The sequence below is a fragment of the Candidatus Latescibacterota bacterium genome, assembly GCA_019038625.1.
In the GTDB taxonomy this organism is placed as follows: domain Bacteria; phylum Krumholzibacteriota; class Krumholzibacteriia; order Krumholzibacteriales; family Krumholzibacteriaceae; genus JAGLYV01.
Genome location: JAHOYU010000078.1, coordinates 17120 through 34302, shown reverse-complemented (window position 1 = coordinate 34302; position 17183 = coordinate 17120). Strand labels below are relative to the sequence as shown.

Genomic DNA, 17183 nt, shown 5'->3' with positions numbered 1-17183 from the left:
ACTCCTGCTTGTACGCTATCCTCGAAGCCTGTTAATCTCGGACATATCGAATGTCTTGTATTTTTCGTAAAGTCTCAGGCAGATCGACACCATCAGAGCCAGTACACCGAGCCCGATCACGATCGAAGTCAGTACCAGCGCCTGGGGTAATGGATCTACGCCTTTCTCCACGATCTCACTCTTCTGCATACCCTTAAGAAGGATCGGAGCTATCCCGCCTTTACGCCAGCCGACAAGCACCAGGAAAAGGTTGATGGAATACTCGGTGATGACGATCCCGATGATCTTCTTTATGATATTCTTTTTCGCCACGAGACAGTAAAGTCCCATCACGAAAAGCACCAGCGTCAGAAAGTACAGGATCATCAGGCCTTACTCCTTTTCAGTATCATCTTCATAATCATCAACAAGTTTTGAAATAAACCGTCCGAAGATCGAAAGCGTAAGAAATACCGCGAATACGGACGCTGTGACCTTCAATCCGATAGCTATATTGCAAAGGGGTATGGTTCCCGCGCTGAAAAGAGCAAACTCCTTGCCCTTTCCAAGTACGTTCGTAAAAAAGTAACCCCCGGAAAAACCTATAAAACCGATCGTGAGAAATAACAGGGCAGCGGAATTATCAAGAATGGACGCCCAGGTATCGCTCAGCTTCGAAAGTCCGAGCCCCTTACCGAAAGCGAGAGTAAGGATTATGAATCCACAGGCAAGTATCACTCCGCCAGCGAAGCCTCCGCCCGGGGTGAGATGGCCGTAAAGAACGACATAGGCGCCGAAGATAAAGATGATACCCATGACAAAACGCACTACCGTCTTGACTATAGGAGTCATCCCGCTCTTGCTGTCCTTTATGTATTTATCCATCTTATCCATAGCGCTCCCTCTAGAATCCCTCGAAGTTCTTTTTGATATCCTCATCTTCGAGGATCCCGACCTTTTCAGTATCTTCTTCCTTCCGATGTTTTCTCCCGCGTCTTCTCAGGATGACAAATGAACCTACGATAGAAGCAAAAAGTACGGTCGCTTCCCCCATGGTATCATAGGCCCTGTAATCGAGAAGCACGGCTGTAACAATATTCATAGCGCCCGTCTCTTCTGCGCCATTTTCGAGATAGTGAGCTGCCGCTTCTCTGGGAAGAGGATCTCCGAACTGCGGAAGTTCCTGAACCGCAAAATAGGCGAAGATCAGGAACAGCCCGAAAAAGATCAGGCTGACAACGACAGGAAAGGTGTCCTTGTGCTTTTCGATAGCAGTATTGTCAGTTGTGATCGTCGCTCTGATCAGGATAACGAGTATCAGTATCTCTACTACGACCTGTGTGATCGCAATATCGGGAGCCCCCAGCATAAGAAAAATGATCCCGAGACTGAAGCCGACTATACCGACAGAGATCACCGACGAAAGAAGGTTCTTTGATTCTATCGCCACGATCGATCCAACAATCATGAATATCGTCAATACGAGGAGAAAAATCTCCATTCTTCTGCCTTTCCCTTACCCGCTCTTACCAACGGAACATTAGTATGAATGCAAGTACACCGAGACCTATCACGGCCCACGAAAGATAGGTGGACAGGATCCCGTCATGCATGGACCTCAGGAACTGAACAACGAGATCTCCAAGGCGGCCAAAGATATTGTACAGATCATAGGCGCCTTTCTCTCCATCGTTGAATGCTCCGGTCGCAACCGGGTTCAGTTCATCTGTCACTGTTTTATAGAAATGTGTGCCGGGGATCCTTATCTCTTCATTCTCGAGGATGTTTCCCCCTGTCCACGTATTATCGTCATATCTCAGGTTCTTTTTGATGCGTCCGAAGGCAAAGATTATCAGTCCTACTACCAGCCCTACCACCATAAGGATCGTAGCGCTCGTCGGGCTCCAGAATCCATTCGTGTTCTCAGTGATCACTTCAAAACCGGACATCGAGATCCCGCTCGCATCGCTTACTACAGGAAGAATGAAATTCTGCAGCGGATAGCTGGCGAATATTCCAAACCCGATACAGAGAATTGCTATGAAAATCATCGGAAGCTGCATGGAGAAGTCGACTTCACGAACATTATCGAATTTCTCGGGCCTGCGGCCGAGGAAGATAGCGTGGAAAACTCCTATGAACGAAGCCATCGTCAGGGCGCTGCCGAAGATCGCCACTATGAGGAAAATCATGTATTTTCCTTCGAGCATCCCCTGGTAAAGGAGCCATTTGGAAACGAACCCGCTGAATGGCGGAACGCCAGACATAGTGAGTCCCGCTATTAACATCGTAATGAACGTCACTGGCATCAACCTCGCCAGTCCTCCGAGATCTTCGAGCTCAGTCGTTCCAGTCATTTTCTCCACAGCACCGGCACCGAGAAAGAGTCCGCTCTTGTATATCGCGTGGTTGACCATATGAAAGAGTCCACCCGCGATGGCGACGGGGATTCCGCTTCCTACTCCGAGCACCATGTATCCAACCTGGCTGATGGCGTTAAAGGAAAGAAGTTTTTTGACGTTTTTCTGAATGAGTGCCATCAGAACGGCAAAGACTATCGTAACCGCGCCGACTATCATCATCATCATCGAAAGAGGCCCGCCTGGTTCGATGGCAAATATCCTCAGAGTCAGCAATCCCAGCAGATATATGCCAAGAAGCTTGTCAAGCGATGCTGGAAGGAAGGCGATGACCGAAGCGTGGGTCGGCTTGGCGATAGCAGGTATCCAGCTGTGAAAAGGCATCCCGCCGGCCTTGGCGATAGCGCCGATAAACAGACATATGAAAGCGATTATTGTGACCGGGGACGAAGGTACTATCGGATTCGCCGCCAGTTCGGAGATCGATATCGTTCCGAAGGTCGTCCATATGAGTATGATTCCGAGAAGCATCGTAGCATCGGTGAATCCAAGTATCGTGAAAGTCTTCGCCGCAGCCTTCTCGTGTCCTTCTCCACCCATGTTTATCAGGAAGAAAAGGATCGCCGTCAGAATCTCCCAGAATACGAGAAGAATAAGCAGGTTGTCTGCCATGACCACTCCTGCCGCGGCAGCAAGGGTCCACATAAGATACGAATAATAGATCGAAGCCTGACCCTTGCCTCTCATATACCCGAGAGAATACAGGATGATAAGCACTCCGAAGAGGCTGATAAACAACAGGACGAATGAACTGAACCCTGTCAGCCTCAGCGCGAACTCGAACGGTATCTCTCCTCCAAGGTTGAACAGAGGGACACTCCATGCGATCTCACCGGCGTTGAAAAGCTGCATCGAACGGATAAAGATCCAGACGGCTGCTATCAGGCTTGTTATCCCGGCGACGATGCTGCCCTTCCTTGGGACCAGGAGAGGAATAATGCCAGCTACTGCCGCAACGATAATAATATACAGAAGATCATTCATGTTTTTTTCTCCGGAACCGTCCTGTTATTCGGCCTCAGTTACCTTCCAGTTCTTTTCTTATCTGTTCTGTCTTCTCCTGAGAAAGCCTGATAAGGTCTCCCTCGCTCATCATATAACGGTCACCAGTGCCTACATCCACCCTGCCGACTCTCTCTGTGCATGAATAGCACGGATCGACAGCCGCGGTTATCAGGCCTGCGTCCGCAACGGAATTTCCAATCACACTGTGTTCGTTCGTCAGAATATTGTTGAAGCTCGGGGCTCTCACCTTGTGCCTCATAGGCATATTCTTTCCATTCGAACGTATATAGTGAAAAACCTCTCCTCTCGGCGCTTCGTATGTGCCGATACCTTCTCCCGGAGGAATCTCGCCTATCTCAAGGCAGAGATCCTCTTCCGTACCCGGCCCCAGATCCTCGAGCCTGTCGAGACACTGGCGGATGATCTTTATCGATTCGAAGTTCTCGAGCTGTCTTACGACAGCCTTGTCGAACACATCACCGTTCTTGCAGACGATCACGTCGAAATCGAGTTCTCCATAGGCGTCGATCGGGTGGTCCCGTCTCGCGTCGACATCATAACCACCCGCCCTTGCCGTTGGTCCAAGAGCTCCATACAGTCTGCAATGCTTCTTATCCAGGATCCCGACATTCTTGGTCCGCGCGTGTATTACCGGATCATCGAGAATCGCGTTCGTCAGCATGTTGTTCTTTTCCCAGACATAATCGAGAAGCTTTCGGATATTTCCGTACTCCTCCATGGGGATATCCCGTCTTACGCCTCCGATACGCATCATCGCGTAATGGTTCCTGTTTCCTGTTACGGCCTCGAGGATGTCGAGAACAGGTTCCCTGTATTTCCAGCACCACATGAAAACAGTGTTATAGCCGATGAAATGGCCGGCAAGGCCTGTCCACAGCAGATGGCTGTGAAGCCTTTCCAACTCTGCTATTATCACCCGTACATACTGAGCGCGTTTCGGCACTTCCACCTGTAAAAGGTCCTCTACAGCCTTCACGTATGCATATGGATGGGAGCAGGAACAGATACCGCAGATCCTCTCCACCAGAAACGGGACCTGATCCCATGTCTTGTGCTCCGACAGGATCTCGATCCCACGGTGGCTCCAGCCTATCGTCATGTCAATATCGACTACTTTTTCACCATCGACATGCAGCTCGAAAAACTCGGGTTCTTCAAGAATCGGATGAAACGGGCCGATTGGGATCTTTTTTACCATTCGTTCACCTCATTATCAAAACGGCACTGAATGCCGGAACTGGCTCAGGGATTCTTGCCCTTGTAGGGCTTCCCCCAGATTTCGTTGAATCTATCGTCTCCGTCGTTCTTCCTTCTTGCCGTCTCGTGGTCATCCTTATTTTCCCTCTTATGGGGATAGAAGTCCTTGGGACGCGTATCGCACCTGAGAACGGGCCTGAGATCCGGATGATTGAGGAAATTCACTTCAAACATCTCGAAGATCTCTCTCTCTATCCACTTTGCACCCGGTATGATATTCGAGATCGACTCAATTGCCGGATGAGGTTTTTTAAGGAAAGTCTTGATCGTCACAAAGTAATGTTCGCTGTCGACAGGGAAGAAAAACATTATTTCGACTCCATCCCGGTCATCGAGTCCAACCCCCGTATCAAAACGGATGTCCATATCGTTGAACAGGAAATCGGCCAGGTCTACCCAGATATCGTTCTCTACGTAGATGTATACACGTTTCTCCGAACGTTCATCTATTGTGACCTTTTCTCCGAACTTTTCGGCTATTTTCTTTTTCAGTTCTTCTTTCTGCATTCTGCGCTCTCTCTGGCGATGGGCCGCCCTGTTATCCTGTCTACAGCGTACTGAGTACTTTCACCACTCCCGCAATCAGCGTTTCAGGCTTCGGCGGACATCCCGGCACATACGCATCCACGGGGATGTGCTTGTCGACCGGGCCGATAATGTTGTACCCGTCCTTAAAGATCCCACACGTGCAACCACATGCCCCTACGACGATCACCTTGATCGGTTTAGGCGCCGCGTCATAAAGACGCTTCAATCTCGGAAGAATATTTCTCGAGACCGGGCCGCTGATCAAAAGAACATCAGCATGCCTTATGCTTCCGACAAGTACGATGCCGAATCTTTCCACATCGAACCTTGGAGTCAGAGCATCTAGAATTTCAATGTCACAGTTGTTGCATGCACCCGTATTGACATGAAACACCCACGGTGATTTCTTTAATGCTTTCAAAGTCAGCGACATACTTGCCTCCGCGACCTAGTAACCCAGCACCGCCAGGATCAGGGCTATTATCGATAATACCAGCATGGGTCCCCAGAAAAACCTCACTGCCTGGTCTATCCGGACTCTTGGATTTGTATTCTTTATAAGGACCATGATAACGATTATTGCGACATATTTGAGGATGGATGTGAGAATCTTCCACCCGACGAAGGTGAATCCTCCCCAGAACATCGTTACGATGAATACCGGCACGATGAAAAACATGATCGCCATATTCAGTCTGACTACCGCGTATGGAGCGCCGGAATACTCTATATGAGCTCCCCCGGCAAGTTCGGTCTCGGCCTCTGCTATGTCGAAAGGCAGGATCGAACATTTTGCCTGCGCGCAGAAAATAGCTACTATGAAAGCCAGGGTCCCCGAAAAACTGCCGAGAAACTGTCCCGAAGCAGCCTGCATACCAAGGATGTTTTCAAAGGAGAATGATCCAGCCTTGTACACGGTGGTCAGCATAGCTATTACAAGTGGGAGTTCGTAGGCGAAAAGCAGTTTCATCTCCCTGGCCCCACCGAGAATGGCGAGCGGGTTGCCTGAAGCGCTTGCCCCGAGGATCATCGCGATAGCCGGAATCGTCATGATATAGAGGACCACTATCGAATCGCCGATGAAAGAACTCCCAGGATCGAGATTAGCTTTCCAGAGGATGGTAGAGGCCAGCGTCGCCGCCGCCAGGCCAACGACCGGCATTAGAAGAAATCCCGTCTTTCTCGCTCCGGCGGGAACGATGACTTCCTTGCCCAGAAGTTTTACCGTGTCAGCGAAGGGCTGGTACCAGGGAGGTCCGACCCTCCAATGGACCCTCGCTGTGACCTTGCGGTCGACCCAGGTGGTAAGAAGACCTACTACCGCGGTAAACAAAAACCCCGGGAATATCAGATAATCAATCAGATACCGTGCTGCGTCCATTTGTCCTCTCCACTATCGAGTCAACATCCAACGGGTGAAATATCGCCCGCCCTCGGTAACATTCCTGTTAGTCTTTTCCAGTTCAGTCAGTTCTTCGAAAACCAGCGCGCCGGATGTGCATGTCGATACGCATCTCGGCTCCTTATCATCTTCGAGCCTGTCATGGCATAGATCGCACTTCGGTGATACGTGCCAGGTAGAATGCACGAACATAACGCCGAACGGGCACGCCATGATACATGACTTACACCCGACACACAACTGGCTCATCCTTACTATCGTCCCGTTCTCGTCCTTTTTGATCGCATCCTGCGGACAGACCTCAAGACAGAGGGGCTTGTCACAATGACGGCAGTGAAGAGGCATCAACGCAGTTTCCTCGACCGGCCCATGCTTGAGAAGGCCCTGTTCGAGATGCCCGTTAGCACAGGCCGCTGCGCAGGCTCGACACCCGCTGCAAAGATTCATGTTTATGTATATTCTTTTTTCCATGATCAGCTCTTCTCACTCTGACTGTCAAGGTTGACCGGGACCGGCGCGAGCAGCACCTCTCCACGGCGATCATCCAGCTTCCATGGGAAAAGCTTTCTTACCGAGGGGAAATGAATCGTCGCGGCTACCGTTCCGCCCTGCAGTTTTTCGGTCGCCTCGACCGGCAGCACAGCCTCTCCACCCTCGGAAGAGACCTTGACCAGATCGTTTTCGGCAAGGTTAAGCTCATCCATCGTCTCTTTCGATACATACAGCCTTGGTTCCGGACATGTCACTTCTGACCAGTGAAGGTTCCTGCTGGTCGAACCATCCGCGACATGAACAGCTTCGCTCCAGGGTATCAACACCATTCCTGACGCGTCCAACTCCCTGATGGTGTTCGAAAAGGCGGTCCAGTCCGCTACAACGCCTTCGCCCGAACTGCCTCTGGAAATCTTTCTCACTACATCGACAGGACCCGAAAGATCAGAACCCATCTCCTTTGCAAGCGCGACCAGGAACTCACCATCGGTCAGCACTCCTCCAGGAGGATCGATAACGTCTTCTCTGACAAGGTCTTCACCGAACGATGGAGAAACAGTCCCCTTCTTTTCCATCAGGCATGCCGCAGGAATAACGACATTCGCCCTCGAAGCGGTCTGACCGAAAAACATCTGCGAAGCGACTGTAAATTTCTTTTCACGCAGCGCGTTTTCAATTGGGCCCGCGGGATACGCCGAGAAGATATCCAGCCCCAGAATCACCAGAGCCTCCACCTCTTCACCTTCGAGATTTGAGAGAAACGGAGTTGTCTCGCCCGCTGCAAGCACCGAATATATACCCCAGGAATTCTGCTGCACGAACTGGGCATCGAATTTCGAATCCCCCGGGCATATCGCCGTAAGCGCCTCTGCAAGGATCGACACGAGCCCTGGCATCGCGAACCGGCCAAAGATATTGGATACGTAAGTCTCTATTCCTACAGCACCGAGGACCGAAGCCGCGGCGCCTTCGATAGCGTCCTGCTTCACGCCCCCGAGTCTTTCAATATCATTCCACTCGACCCCGTCCATCAGTTTTTTCAATTCAGGCACAAGACCGTTTGCCGTCGTCTCAGCAACCGACTTAAGCATGCCGGCTACCACAGCAGCTTCTCCTCCCGGCCTGCACCGCAGGTGCCTGCCCGCGAACCATGCCGTATGACTGATCTCGGGACTGATCACGATTATTTCGTTGCCCCTCCCCGAATACCTGGCAGCGAGGACCGGCTTTGCCGTACATGGATGTTCAGAGAAAGAATCACCGATTATGAGAAAGGTTTTCTTCGTGCCGGCCGGTTTTTCTGCCGTCGACGCGAGGGCTGAAAGGTCACACCCCAGCCATGAACGGAATAATGGTGTATCATCTGGAGCGAACAGCTCGACCTTCGAAGTCCCCAGGACTTCTTTCGCGAACTTCAGAGCCAGAGCTGCCTCTTCGTTTGTAAGATTCTCTCCTATCAGGACACCGATCTTCTCGCCACCTGATTCATCCTTAATGGCAGAAAGATTTTTCGCAGTCTCCTTGACAGCCGCTTCTATCCTTGTCCTCTCACCGATAACGAATGGATAATTGATTCTTTTCGGATGGGATACGAATTCGATTGCGGCATTTCCACGAGCACAGAGACTACCGCCGTATTTGGATTCTTCGCTGGTGTCCCAGTCAATCGTCAGAAGCGAATCCTTCGAAAAAATGGGTCCTCTTTTTCCGCCCCTGAAAATAACAGGGCAGGCCAGCGAACAAAGGGAGCAATAGTTTTTTATCTCACTCATAGACGATTTTTCTTCCCGGCCCCGGCTCAGGTCCGAAGCCCAAACAGGATGATCCTAACCGAATACATTTGGAACGTGCTTTATTTTGTCGTAACACATGTCGGGGCCATCTACGCAGAGATAGTAATGCCCGACATTGCATCGCCCACACTTACCCATTCCGCAGGACATCTTCCTGTTCATCGAAAGGTATATCTGGGGCGGCTTGTATCCAACCTCGAGAAGCTTCAGCGTAACAAACTTCAGCATGATCTCGGGACCACAGGAAAGCGCGTAGCTTTCCGCTATGTTTATATCCAGATCGTCCAGCAGTGTCGTCACCAGGCCGACCTTTCCATCCCATTCGGGATGAGGAATGTCGATCGTAGTTGTAAGGTCGATGTTCGGCGATAGATTGACCCATTCGTTGTACTGGCGCTTGAAACAGAGTTCGGCAGGTTCACGAGCGCCGAACTTTATGGATATCCGTTTGTATTTTGAAGGATCATCGAAAAGTCCGTAGAGTAAAGATCTCATCGGAGCCAGGCCTACTCCACCACCTACAACGACCACTTCCTTGCCTTCAAGTTTTTCCAGCGGGTACCCTTTGCCGAAGGGACCCCGGAGCCCTACTTTCGCCCCCGGCTTGAGTTCGTGAAGAGCGTCTGTTACCTTACCCGTCTTGAGGATGGTGATCTCCATCTTCTCCGTGATGTTCGGATCGGAACTGGGAGTGAAGGGGGCTTCACCAACACCGGGAACGGTCAACTGCATGAACTGCCCAGATTTGAATTTGACCGGACGCACTGGCTTGAGACAGAAGGTCTTAATCGTAGGTGTCTCTGTTATTACATCTTCCAGGACCGTATCTATGGGATAATACGGGTTGTTCATACCCTTCTCTCCCTTACTTGGCTGCCTTGGTTACCCTGCCAAAAACTTCTCTCATGTCAATGCTCGCGGAACAGGCATCGATGCATCTTCCGCAACCTGTACAGAATATTTCACCGTGACTGAGCACGAGATAATCGTACTTATGGTACAGGCGGTGCTTCACGCGATCGGAGAGTCGAGGCCTTGGATTCCCCATTCCGGCCATTCTGGCATACCCCGTTACCTGGCAGGAATCCCAGGACATTATTCTCTTGTACCCTTCACCGCTCTCATCCTTCTGGTCGAAGAGCAGGAAGCAGTAGCATGTGGGACATATATTCGTGCAGGCTCCGCATTCCAGGCAGCGGGCCGCTTCATCGTGCCATAGTGGATCGGACAGGGCTTCTCTGAGTGGTTCTGTTACTTTATCACCGGAAGGGTAATCCCTGTTCGTGGCCTTGAGTCCGGCAAGGACTGTCATCCTGATCTCGTCCCTGCTCTTCTCCTGGCCCTCTCGAGGATCGGTAAACAGGTCCTTGTTCTCTTCCTCGATCGCCTTTCCGCGGTCACTGCCAGTCTCGAGCAGATAGCCGCCGTTGACCTTCGAGATCGAAAGATCGAAACCGCTTTCAGGCCATGGATTGCTGCCCAGCAGATTGCAGAAACAGGTTTCACCCGCTTCAGTACAATCCGACGCGATAATGATCATCTTGTCCCTGCGAGCCTTGTAGAAAGGATCCGTAAATTCACCCTCGACCTGTACCTTATCCACGAGCTGCATGGCGCGGACATCGCAGGCCTTGGCCCCGACTATGACGAAAGTGGGAAGTAACTCCGCCACATCCATCTCGTCCATGCCTTCGGTCGGATACCTCGCCACCATCGAACGAACAAGCTGAGCAAAACCCTTTAGAGTCTCGACGGCCCTGAAACCTTCGAAGTTCGTTCCTTCGGGAAGAGGGAAGGCCTCTACTCGCTCAAAGTGATTCTTTTGTGAATCCTCATCAAGTACAGGCACGAAAAGCTCACCTTCGCCGGAGAGCTTCTTCAGTAGTCTTTCAAAATTCGTTGAGTCGATGAATCGCATATAATTCTTTTCCTGAAAGAATGTTACGGCCACTTCAGCGGCCCCTTATTTGATTTATCAACCGATGCGTAACGCCTAGTCCAATATAACAGACGGCAGTCTGTCATAAACGTCAGATAGATGTCAAGATAATTTATTTAAGTAATTAAGCAAGCAGAATCCGACGCTGGCATTAATAAATGCGGGAAATCCTATAGCGCTGGGCCAAAAGACAGAAAAAATCTCAGACCATAGTAGTAAAATTTTGTTGCTTCGCCGGGCTCATTCCTGCTTCCGCGCCCGGCACGGGATATCTCTCTTACCCCTAATTCCTATAACAACCCAAGTGACTGGTTCACCATCTCGAGAGTCTGGATCTCCTTGAATCCGAGCTGCTGCATCGCTCCCGACGGACAGACCGCCCCACAGCTGCCGCAACCCTTGCAGAGAGCTGTGTTGATCTGACAGACCTGTCTGCCTCCGAGCCAGACAAGCCCGGGAGCCCCATAAGGACAGGCAGCCACGCACATCCCACAGGCCGCGCAGGTATCCACGTCGACCTCGGCAATATTCGCAACAGAGACATACTCGTCAGAGCTTATTATTATACATGCTCTTTCGGCCGCCGCTTTTGCCTGGGATACCGTCTCGTCCATCTGCTTGGGAGAGTGGGCGAGTCCGGCGAGGTAAATACCCTCGGCAGAAAAATCGACCGGCCTGAGCTTTACGTGCGCTTCCATGAAAAAGCTGTCTTCGTTCAGGGGTATCTTCAGCATCTGAGATATCGTCGACGCGTCGTCCTGGGGAATCATCGCCGGCGCCAGTATGACCCTGTCCGGCCTGATCTCCACCTCGCCCCCGAGAACGATATCCATAACGCTGACCGAGATCTGTTTCTTCTCGTCATCCACGTACTCCACGACAGGCTTCGCGTCTTCCTCATACCTTATAAAAGTCACCCCGAGCGCCCTTGCTTCCTGATAATATATCTCGTTGAACCCGTAAGTACGAACGTCGCGATAGAGGACGTAGACGTTCATCTTCGGATTGAGTTTCTTTAACCGGATCGAGTTCTTGACCGCCTGGGTGCAACAGACTCTCGAACAATAGGGGTGTTCTTCATCACGCGAACCGACGCACTGTATCATCACTACATTTTTCAGTTTTGAGAGAGTCTTTTCATCTTCCTCAAATACATCTTCGAGATCGAGCTGAGATATCACCCTGTCATCTTCGAAAAGATATTCCTTTGGCTCAGTCTCTTTCGCGCCGGTTGTTATGACAATGACCCCATGTTCATAATCATCGACATTTTCCGATTTACTATTGCGTATCGAGGTCACATAATTGCCGACATATCCATCTATGGCCAATATTTCCGAATCAAGGAAGACCCTTACCTTCGGGTTGTCTGCGATCCTCTGCCTGTAATCCTCAAGACAGTCTATGACCTTCTCGCCATTCGGCCTTCTCTTCAACCTGTTCAGGTTGCCACCCAATCTGTAGTCTCTCTCGATGAGAGCCACCTCGAACCCCTGATCCGCTATTGAAAGGGCGGCAACCATCCCGGCCAGCCCTCCCCCGACGACCAGACCCTTCTGAGTGACGTCGAGCGCTATCGTATGAAGCGGCTCGAGCAGTCTCGCCTTGCCGATCGCGATCCGGGTGAGGATCTTGGCCTTATCGGTCGCTTTCGCGTGGTCGGCCCTGTGTACCCAACTGCACTGGTTACGTATATTTGCCATATCGAAGAGATAGGGATTCAGTGCCGACTCCCTGAGGGTCTCCTGGAAAAGCGGCTCATGAGTACTGGGCGAGCATGATGAGACGACTACCCTGTTGAGCTTATGTTCCTCAATGATCTCTTTCATCTTTTCCTGTGTATCCTGTGAACAGGTAAAGAGATTCTCTTCAGCATAGACTACATCAGGCAATGATTTAACATACTCGACCACAGAGGGAACATCGACGATGCTGCCAATATTGGTGCCGCAATGACAGACAAAGACACCGATCCTCGGCCTCTGCCCCCGCACTTCTTTTTCAGCAGGGTATTCTTTTACGGTTATCTCTGTGCCCCTCACATCCGAAAGCAGTTCCGCGGCGCCGGCGACAGCCGCCGAAGCCTGCATCACCGTTTCGGGAATATCTTTGGGCTGAACAGCGGGGCCACAGACAAAAATGCCCGGCTTCGTAGTCTCGATAGGCGAATTTCCGATATGTTCGATAAAATTAAATTCGTTCAGCCGTATCCCCAGCCTGTCGGAAAGTTCTCCGGCATTTTTTCTTGGAGTAAGACCGATAGACAGAACGACCAGATCGAATTCTTCCTGTTTTACTTCACCCTTCTCGCTCGTGTAGTAGAGTACCAGGTTGCCCGTATCGGGGATCTCCCTGATCTTTCCGATTCTGCCTCTGACAAATTCCACTCCGGTATTTTTAGCCTGATCGTAATATTTATCAAAATCTTTCCCATGCGCCCTCATGTCCATAAAGAAGATCTTCGGTTCCACTGTGGGGACATGTTCTTTCGCGATTATGGCTTCTTTCATGGCATACATGCAACAGACCGAAGAACAATAAGGCATACTCGAGTCCTCTGTCCTGGACCCAACACACTGCAGCCATGCTATCTTGACCGGGACCTTCCCGTCCGAAGGTCTCTGAAGATGCCCCTCGAACGGACCCGATGCGGCAAGAATCCGCTCAAACTGAATACTTGTCAGAACATTGCTGTATCTGCCATAACCAAGCTCATGCATTCCGGTCGGATCGAATGTGTCGGCTCCTGTCGTGATGATGATCGAGCCGACATCGAGATCGACCAGCTCTTCTTTCTGATTGAAATCGATCGCTTCCGCTTCGCAGAATTCCGTACATATCTGACATTCGCCCGTGGTCAGATGTACGCACAGTTCCGGATCGATATTCGCGTAATTCGGCACCGCCTGCGCATATGGGATATAAACGGCAGGCCTGCCGACCAGCCCGGCGTCGAAATCGGAACTTATAAACTTGGGTTTGTTTTCAGATATCTCGTCAAGCTTGATGCCTTTTTCTACGGGACAGATATAGTAACAGGCCCCGCAGGTCTGACACTCTTCCGATTGTTCGTTAAAGGCGGGCGACACGATTCTTTCGCTGCCCCTGTTGGAAAACCCGAGGACTCCCTTGCCCATCCGTTCCCTGCACATACGGACGCACAGACCACACAGGATGCAATCCTCGTGCTTCAGGTCCATTCTATTTCCTGTCACACCAAGCGCCGCGGCCACACTCTGGATCTTTTTGGAATCGGGACACCTCGCAAGGAGAAGTTCCGCCATTATTTTCCGGTTTCGAATGATCCTCTCTGTGTCCGTCCTGACCTTGATACCTTCCGAGACCGGATAGTTACATGAAGTGCGTATCGAAGTCCTGCCGTTCTCTTCTATCTCTACCAGGCACAGGCGACATGCCCCGTAGGAAGAAAGCGCTTTATGATAACAAAGCGTGGGGATCTTGATGTCGAGCTTGCCACAAGCCTCGAGGATTGTGGCGCCTTCCGCCATTTCAACAGGTCTATCATCAATAGTCAGACTGATCATTTCTGTTTTTGCTCCCATATTTACTCCACAATGACCGCATTGAATTTGCAGACTTCCCTGCACACACCACATTTTGTGCATTCATCAGGATCGATTAAATGTGCTTCTTTGATCTTGCCGGTGATTGCTCCGACAGAACAGTTCTTAAGACAGACTCCACACCCGATACACGCTTCAGGATCTATGCTGTAATTGACAAGTTCCTTACAGACATGCGCGGGGCATCTCTTGTCCACAATATGAGCATTATACTCATCCCTGAAATACCTTATCGTAGAGAGCACAGGATTTGACAGGGTCTGTCCAAGCCCGCACTGAGAGGCATCCTTGATCGCTTCACCAAGCTCAAGAAGCAGATCGATATCCTCAGGTTTGCCCTGTCCTTCCGATATCCGCGTGAGGATATTCAGCATCATCCTGCTGCCATCCCTGCAGGAAGTACACTTGCCACACGATTCGTCATTCGTGAAAGAAAGGAAATACTTCGCGATATCGACGACACATGTATCTTCGTCCATTACGACCATACCGCCAGAGCCCATTATCGATCCTACTTCAGCAAGCTTTTCGTAATCGACAGGAATGTCCATCAATGCGGCGGGGATACACCCTCCAGAGGGGCCCCCGGTCTGGACCGCCTTAAAAGCCTTTCCGTCAGGTATGCCGCCCCCGATACCATTGATGATCTCTCCCATCGATATCCCCATGGGCACCTCTACCAGTCCCGAATTATTGATTTTCCCTACAAGAGAAAATATCTTGGTCCCCTTGCTGTTCTCCGTTCCAATGCTGGAAAAGAATTTGCTTCCCTCGTTTATAATCAGAGGAACGACAGCCCAGGTCTCCACATTGTTGATGTTCGTAGGATTTCCCCAAAGCCCCGATTCAGTCGGAAACGGAGGCCTCTGGCTTGGTTCCGGAGATAATCCCTCGATCGAATGCATCAGAGAGGTCTCTTCGCCACATACAAAGGCCCCGGAACCTTCCCTTATCTCTATATCGAATGAAAACTTTGTGCCGAGAATGTTTTTCCCGATGAACCCGAGCGCCTTTGCCTGCTTGATAGCCTGTTTCAGTCGCTGTATCGCAAGTGGATACTCTGTGCGGACATATATATATCCTGTGGATGCGGTAATAGCAAAGCCGCCTATGAGCATCCCCTCGATGACAGAATGAGGATTGCCCTCCAGGATAGACCTGTCCATGTATGCCCCGGGGTCCCCTTCGTCTGCATTACAGACTATATTCTTGGTCTTTCCTTTGGCATTTTTGCAAAGCTTCCATTTCACGCCTGTCGGAAAGCCTCCACCACCGCGGCCTTTCAGTCCGGATTCAATGATCGTCTCGATCACCTTATCAGAAGTCATCGAATCCAGGGCTGTGGCTAAAGCCTTGTAACCACCCACGCGGATATAATCTGTGATGACCATCGGATCGATCAATCCATTGTTCCCGAGAACAAGTCGCTTCTGCTTTTTATAAAATGGAACATCATGTTCAAAAACAATCTTCTCGTCAGTCATCGGATCCGTGTATAGAAGAGATTCGATCGGCTTTCCCTCAATGACCGATTCTGTGACGATGTCCGGCACATTCTCTTTTTTTACCAGGGGATAGAATATGCCTTCCGGACGGATAACGACTAAAGGCCCTTTCTCGCAGAACCCGTGACATCCGGTGACCAGGATATCGACTTCATCGTCTATTCCATGCTTTTTAAGTTCTTTTTCAAACAAGTCGATCAACCCGAGGCTTCCGGTAGCGATACAGGCAGATCCTCCACAGACACAGATGGATTTTCTGTTGAGATCTATTCCCTCTTCAAGTTTCTTTTTCAACTTTTCAAAGGCTTTAATATTTGAAATTTTAGCCATTATTTTCCTTCTGCTGATTCAATGTATTCATGATACGGTCAAATTATTCTCATTTATACTTTTCAAGGATTTTCATTATACTGCTTACTTTTACTTTTCCGTATACCTCATCATCGACCATAATTGCCGGCGCGAGACCGCAGCAACCAAGACACGCGACAGACTCTATGGTAAATCTCATATCCTTCGTTGTTTCCCCATTTTCGATTCCGTACTCGTCTCTCACCTTATTGAACAGTCTTTCTCCACCCTTAACGTAGCAGGTAGTTCCCATACATATTTTTATGATGTGTCGCCCGCGCGGCGTGAGACTGAAAGAATTATAAAATGAAGCGATATTATAGATCTCCGACAATCTTATATCCAGTTCTATGGAAATATAGCTCAACACATCGGGCGGCAGATAATTGAATGTATGATTTATCTGCTGCAGGATCGGCATGAGGTTGCCTTTTTTACCATGATATTCATCCAGGATAGGCCTGACTTTTCGCATGACTTCAATACTCAGTTTTACATACGGTTTCTCAACAGGGTATATTACGTTGATCACCGGACAATTCAGCGTGCAGGCTCCACAGCCCGTACATTTATCCGCGTCGATATACCTTGGTTTCTTTTTGATCTTTACCTTGAAATTTCCAGCCTCACCACTCACACCCATTATTTCCGAGTTTGTAGTAAGCTCAATATTCAAATGGCGCCCGGCCCCGACAAGTTTCGGTGAAATGACACACATGGCACAATCATTCGTGGGAAATGTCTTGTCCAGCTGCGCCATCGTTCCACCGATCGCCGGCGTTTCTTCAAGGAGATGCACCTTGAATCCAGACTCCGCGAGATCAAGCGACGACTGGATACCCGCGATACCTCCACCAACTACCAGAACGGATCCCGATTTCGTTTTTTTCGTTTTTTTGATCATCAC

The 17183-nt window shown here is 50.2% G+C and carries 15 protein-coding genes; all 15 read right to left on the bottom strand.

Annotated features, from left to right (window positions below):
* Positions 1 to 15: 15 nt before the first annotated feature.
* The 15 genes from KOO63_05935 to KOO63_05865 all read right to left on the bottom strand — a co-directional run bounded on the left by KOO63_05935 (position 16) and on the right by KOO63_05865 (position 17183).
* The gene (locus tag KOO63_05935; protein ID MBU8921342.1) at positions 16 to 366 is read right to left on the bottom strand and encodes a sodium:proton antiporter; all 351 of its coding nucleotides are present in this window, start codon (positions 364 to 366) and stop codon (positions 16 to 18) included.
* Between the two features lie 6 nt (positions 367 to 372).
* Complete coding sequence (locus tag KOO63_05930; protein MBU8921341.1) at positions 373 to 873, bottom strand: hypothetical protein; 501 nt, start codon at positions 871 to 873, stop codon at positions 373 to 375.
* 10 nt (positions 874 to 883) lie between these two features.
* On the bottom strand, positions 884 to 1480 hold the full coding sequence (locus KOO63_05925) for a DUF4040 domain-containing protein (GenBank protein MBU8921340.1): 597 nt from the start codon (positions 1478 to 1480) through the stop codon (positions 884 to 886).
* A 25-nt stretch (positions 1481 to 1505) separates the two neighbouring features.
* A complete protein-coding gene (locus KOO63_05920; GenBank protein MBU8921339.1) occupies positions 1506 to 3383 on the bottom strand; it encodes a hypothetical protein in 1878 nt (625 codons plus the stop codon).
* A gap of 34 nt (positions 3384 to 3417) precedes the next feature.
* Entirely contained in the window at positions 3418 to 4623 is a 1206-nt protein-coding gene (locus tag KOO63_05915; protein ID MBU8921338.1) for a nickel-dependent hydrogenase large subunit, read from the bottom strand.
* Between the two features lie 44 nt (positions 4624 to 4667).
* Complete coding sequence (locus tag KOO63_05910; protein MBU8921337.1) at positions 4668 to 5189, bottom strand: NADH-quinone oxidoreductase subunit C; 522 nt, start codon at positions 5187 to 5189, stop codon at positions 4668 to 4670.
* A 40-nt stretch (positions 5190 to 5229) separates the two neighbouring features.
* Entirely contained in the window at positions 5230 to 5643 is a 414-nt protein-coding gene (locus KOO63_05905; protein ID MBU8921336.1) for an NADH-quinone oxidoreductase subunit B family protein, read from the bottom strand.
* A 15-nt stretch (positions 5644 to 5658) separates the two neighbouring features.
* On the bottom strand, positions 5659 to 6591 hold the full coding sequence (locus KOO63_05900) for an NADH-quinone oxidoreductase subunit H (protein MBU8921335.1): 933 nt from the start codon (positions 6589 to 6591) through the stop codon (positions 5659 to 5661).
* 12 nt (positions 6592 to 6603) lie between these two features.
* Entirely contained in the window at positions 6604 to 7083 is a 480-nt protein-coding gene (locus tag KOO63_05895; protein ID MBU8921334.1) for a 4Fe-4S dicluster domain-containing protein, read from the bottom strand.
* A gap of 2 nt (positions 7084 to 7085) precedes the next feature.
* Positions 7086 to 8876 carry a molybdopterin-dependent oxidoreductase gene (locus KOO63_05890; GenBank protein ID MBU8921333.1) on the bottom strand — a complete coding sequence of 597 codons (1791 nt, stop codon included), beginning with the start codon at positions 8874 to 8876 and terminating at the stop codon, positions 7086 to 7088.
* Positions 8877 to 8930: 54 nt separating this feature from the next.
* Complete coding sequence (locus tag KOO63_05885) at positions 8931 to 9749, bottom strand: FAD/NAD(P)-binding protein (protein ID MBU8921332.1); 819 nt, start codon at positions 9747 to 9749, stop codon at positions 8931 to 8933.
* A 13-nt stretch (positions 9750 to 9762) separates the two neighbouring features.
* Complete coding sequence (locus KOO63_05880; GenBank protein MBU8921331.1) at positions 9763 to 10815, bottom strand: 4Fe-4S dicluster domain-containing protein; 1053 nt, start codon at positions 10813 to 10815, stop codon at positions 9763 to 9765.
* A gap of 311 nt (positions 10816 to 11126) precedes the next feature.
* Entirely contained in the window at positions 11127 to 14399 is a 3273-nt protein-coding gene (locus KOO63_05875) for an FAD-dependent oxidoreductase (GenBank protein ID MBU8921330.1), read from the bottom strand.
* A 2-nt stretch (positions 14400 to 14401) separates the two neighbouring features.
* Entirely contained in the window at positions 14402 to 16255 is a 1854-nt protein-coding gene (locus tag KOO63_05870) for a 4Fe-4S binding protein (protein MBU8921329.1), read from the bottom strand.
* A 49-nt stretch (positions 16256 to 16304) separates the two neighbouring features.
* Complete coding sequence (locus KOO63_05865; protein MBU8921328.1) at positions 16305 to 17183, bottom strand: NAD(P)H-dependent oxidoreductase subunit E; 879 nt, start codon at positions 17181 to 17183, stop codon at positions 16305 to 16307.

Coding starts and splice junctions, on each gene's coding strand:
- KOO63_05875 (MBU8921330.1), bottom strand. CDS start 14,399: ATGGGAGCAAAAACAGAAATGATCAGTCTGACTATTGATGATAGACCT.
- KOO63_05905 (MBU8921336.1), bottom strand. CDS start 5,643: ATGTCGCTGACTTTGAAAGCATTAAAGAAATCACCGTGGGTGTTTCAT.
- KOO63_05910 (MBU8921337.1), bottom strand. CDS start 5,189: ATGCAGAAAGAAGAACTGAAAAAGAAAATAGCCGAAAAGTTCGGAGAA.
- KOO63_05920 (MBU8921339.1), bottom strand. CDS start 3,383: ATGAATGATCTTCTGTATATTATTATCGTTGCGGCAGTAGCTGGCATT.
- KOO63_05870 (MBU8921329.1), bottom strand. CDS start 16,255: ATGGCTAAAATTTCAAATATTAAAGCCTTTGAAAAGTTGAAAAAGAAA.
- KOO63_05890 (MBU8921333.1), bottom strand. CDS start 8,876: ATGAGTGAGATAAAAAACTATTGCTCCCTTTGTTCGCTGGCCTGCCCT.
- KOO63_05895 (MBU8921334.1), bottom strand. CDS start 7,083: ATGGAAAAAAGAATATACATAAACATGAATCTTTGCAGCGGGTGTCGA.
- KOO63_05930 (MBU8921341.1), bottom strand. CDS start 873: ATGGATAAGATGGATAAATACATAAAGGACAGCAAGAGCGGGATGACT.
- KOO63_05935 (MBU8921342.1), bottom strand. CDS start 366: ATGATCCTGTACTTTCTGACGCTGGTGCTTTTCGTGATGGGACTTTAC.
- KOO63_05915 (MBU8921338.1), bottom strand. CDS start 4,623: ATGGTAAAAAAGATCCCAATCGGCCCGTTTCATCCGATTCTTGAAGAA.
- KOO63_05880 (MBU8921331.1), bottom strand. CDS start 10,815: ATGCGATTCATCGACTCAACGAATTTTGAAAGACTACTGAAGAAGCTC.
- KOO63_05900 (MBU8921335.1), bottom strand. CDS start 6,591: ATGGACGCAGCACGGTATCTGATTGATTATCTGATATTCCCGGGGTTT.
- KOO63_05925 (MBU8921340.1), bottom strand. CDS start 1,480: ATGGAGATTTTTCTCCTCGTATTGACGATATTCATGATTGTTGGATCG.
- KOO63_05885 (MBU8921332.1), bottom strand. CDS start 9,749: ATGAACAACCCGTATTATCCCATAGATACGGTCCTGGAAGATGTAATA.